The organism is Levilactobacillus zymae DSM 19395 (genome assembly GCF_001434115.1).
Classification (GTDB): Bacteria; Bacillota; Bacilli; order Lactobacillales; family Lactobacillaceae; genus Levilactobacillus; species Levilactobacillus zymae.
In genome coordinates, this window is record NZ_AZDW01000050.1 from 59598 (window position 1) to 63287 (window position 3690).

At 53.2% G+C, this 3690-nt stretch carries 1 pseudogene; it reads left to right on the forward strand.

What is annotated here, in order from left to right:
* Positions 1–3690, forward strand: a pseudogene (locus FD38_RS10600) (accessory Sec-dependent LPXTG-anchored adhesin); the annotation flags it as partial.

Consider the following 3690-nt stretch of genomic DNA (forward strand, 5'->3'; position numbering starts at 1 on the left):
GAGCACGCAAGAATCGTTGACCAGTCTGAGTCAACAATCCTTGTCCGAATCCGAAGCCTTGTCGACTTGGTCCGAACAGAGTACCAGCACTTCCATCGTGAACTCTGAAGCTAGTGCAACCTCTGCTTCCGAAGCTTCACAACTGGATGCTTCGCAGAGTGCCGCGGCTTCGCAATCCGAAGTTTCGGCTAGTGAAGCGGCCAGTCAAGCAGCTAGTGTCTCGGTTGACCGGAGTATCGCTTCGGCTTCCGATGCCAGCTTACAATCCGTTCAAACTAGCGCCGAAACCAGCTTGAGTAACGTTCAAGCTAGTGCTTCGGCCGAGGCTTCGACGGTAGCTTCCATCAGTGCCAGTGCCACCTCAAACTCGGACGACAGTGAACTTTCCGAAATCGCCAGTGCGCAAACTAGTTTGAGTACCACGTCGCAAGCCATTGCCAGCGACTCGGCATTAGTTTCGCAAAGTGCCATGAGCTTGAGTGAAGCCTCAACGTCGCAATTGTCACAATCACTGAACAGTATCAGTGAGCTTTCCAAGTCCACGACGACTCTGGTTTCCGAAATTTCTGGTTCGGAAGCGAGTGTCAGTGATCGGGCAGACTCCGGTAGCGTTTCGACGTCCATCACCTCTGAATCCGAAGCCAGCATGAGTGTGGTCTCGGCTAGCGCATCCGCTTCGATGAACTCGTTGAGTCAACAATCGGCCAGTGAATCGGCAGATGCTTCAGCAAGTGTTGTTAGCCAGAGTGCCTCTGCATCGGCCATTGTCTCCGCGAGTCAATCCGCAAGCACGTCGACGTTTAACCGTCAAAGCGAATCGGATGATAATTCGTTGAGCCTAGTTTCTACCGAGATTTCCGAGAGCGATATGAGCTTGAGTCAACGTTCCGTTGATGATGGTAGTATCCAAGCCTCCTTGTCCGAATCTGAGACCAGTTTAAGTGCTCGGAACAGTGCCGATGAGAGCGTTTGGTCCGTTGCATCGCAATCCTTGGGCAGCTTGTCCAACCTGAGCGTAATCAACACTAGTGCTTCTGAAGCCAGTCAATCCGCCGAAATTTCTAAGTCGCTACAAAGCTTAAGCGATGAAGGTTCCGAACCGGATGCCAGCGTGCAAGAGTCGTTGAACAGCTTGAGTCAACAGTCCTTGTCCGAATCTGAAGCCTTGTCGACTTGGTCCGAACAGAGCACCAGCACTTCCATCGTGAACTCCGAAGCCAGTGCAACCTCTGCTTCTGAAGTTTCGCAACTGGATGCTTCACAAAGTGCCGCGGCTTCGCAATCCGAAGTTTCGGCCAGTGAGGCGGCGAGTCAAGCAGCTAGCGTTTCGGTTGACCGGAGTATTGCTTCGGCTTCCGACGCGAGCCTGCAATCCGTTCAAACCAGTGCTGAAACTAGCTTGAGTAACGCCCAGACTAGTGCCTCGGCTGCGGCTTCAGCGGTAGCTTCCGTTAGCGCCAGTGCCACTTCAAACTCGGACGACAGTGAAATGTCCGCAATTGCCAGTGCTGAAACTAGCCTGAGTACCACGTCGCAAGCGATTGCGAGTGATTCCACTCTGGTTTCTCAATCGGCGGCAAGTCTGAGTGAGGCGTCAACGTCGCAATTGTCACAATCGCTGAACAGTATCAGCGAAACGTCTGCATCAACCACTAGCATGGTTTCCGAGATTTCTAATTCGGAAGCAAGTGTCAGTGACCGGGCAGATTCCGGCAGCGTTTCAACGTCGATCACCTCTGAATCTGAAGCCAGCATGAGTGTTATCTCGGCTAGTGCTTCCGCTTCGATGAAGTCGTTGAGTCAGTTATCGGCGAGTGAATCGGCCGATGCCTCAACGAGCGTCGTTAGTCAGAGTGCTTCTGCATCTGCGGACGCATCCATGAGCGTTGTTAGTCAGAGTGCTTCTGCATCGGCTATTGTCTCCGCCAGCCAGTCGGCAAGCACGTCGACGTTTAACTTGCAGAGTGAATCGGCAGATAATTCGTTGAGCCTAGTCTCCAACGAAATTTCTGAGAGCGACACGAGCTTGAGTCAACGCTCCGTTGATGACGGTAGTCTCCAAGCGTCCTTGTCTGAATCTGAAACCAGCTTAAGTGCTCGGAACAGTGCCGATGAGAGTGTTTGGTCCGCTGCTTCGCAATCGCTTGGTAGTTTATCGAACCTGAGCGTAAGCAACACGTCAACTTCTGAAGCTAGTCAATCCGCCGAAATCTCCAAGTCACTGCAAAGCTTGGTTGACGAGGGATCCACGCCGGACGACAGCACGCAAGAGTCGTTGAACAGTCTGAGTCAACAATCCTTGTCCGAATCCGAAGCCTTGTCGACTTGGTCCGAACAAAGCAACAGTATTTCCGTTGCGAACTCCGAAGCTAGCGCAACCTCTGCTTCCGAAGCTTCACAACTGGATGCTTCGCAAAGTGCCGCGGCTTCGCAATCCGAAGTCTCAGCTAGTGAAGCGGCCAGCCAGTCGGCCAGCGTTTCAGCGGGCCGGAGCCAAGCCTCCGCATCCGATGCGAGCCTGCAATCCGTTCAAACCAGTGCCGAAACTAGCTTGAGTAATGCTCAAACCAGCGCATCGGCTGACGCTTCGACGGTAGCTTCCGTCAGCGCCAGTGCCACCTCAAACTCGGACGACAGTGAACTTTCCGAAATCGCCAGTGCTCAAACTAGTTTGAGTACTACGTCGCAAGCCATTGCCAGTGACTCGGAATTAGTTTCGCAAAGTGCCGCGAGCCTGAGTGAAGCCTCAACGTCACAGTTGTCACAATCGTTGAACAGTATCAGCGAAACGTCTGCGTCAACCACTAGCATGGTTTCTGAGATTTCTAATTCGGAAGCTAGTGTCAGTGATCGGGCAGACTCCGGTAGCGTTTCAACGTCGATCACCTCTGAATCCGAAGCCAGCATGAGTGTTGTCTCGGCCAGTGCTTCAGCCTCGATGAACTCGTTGAGTCAACAATCGGCCAGTGAGTCAGCGGCCCACGCATCGGCGAGTGATTCGGCCAACACGTCGGCTAGCCAGTCGACCTCGATTGTCGAGAGTCAGGTGGCCAGTGAATCGGCCAAGGCTTCCGCGGTTGTTTCCGCAAGTCAGTCCGCAAGCACATCGACGTTTAACAGCCAGAGTGTATCGGATGACAATTCGTTGAGCGTTGTGTCTAATGAGATTTCCGAGAGTGATGCTAGTTTGAGTCAACGGTCCGTTGATGATGGCAGTCTCCAAGCGTCCTTGTCTGAATCTGAAACGAGTCTGAGTGCTCGGAACAGTGCCGATGAGAGTGTTTGGTCCGCCGTATCGCAATCCTTGGGTAGCTTGTCCAACTTGAGCGTAAGCAACACCAGTACTTCCGAAGCCAGTCAATCCGCCGAGATCTCCAAGTCACTTCAGAGTTTGACTGATGAGGGATCCACGCCGGACGACAGCACGCAAGAATCGTTGACCAGCTTGAGTCAACAATCGTTGTCCGAATCCGAAGCCTTGTCGACTTGGTCCGAACAAAGTGCGAGTGCTTCTGTTGTGAACTCCGAAGCCAGCGCAACTTCTGCTTCGATGACGTCACAGGTAGACGCTTCACAAAGTGCCGCGGCTTCACAATCCGAAGTTTCGGCTAGTGAGGCGGCCAGCCAAGCAGCCAGCGTTTCGGTTGACCGGAGTATTGCTTCGGCTTCCGACGCGAGCCTGCAATCCGT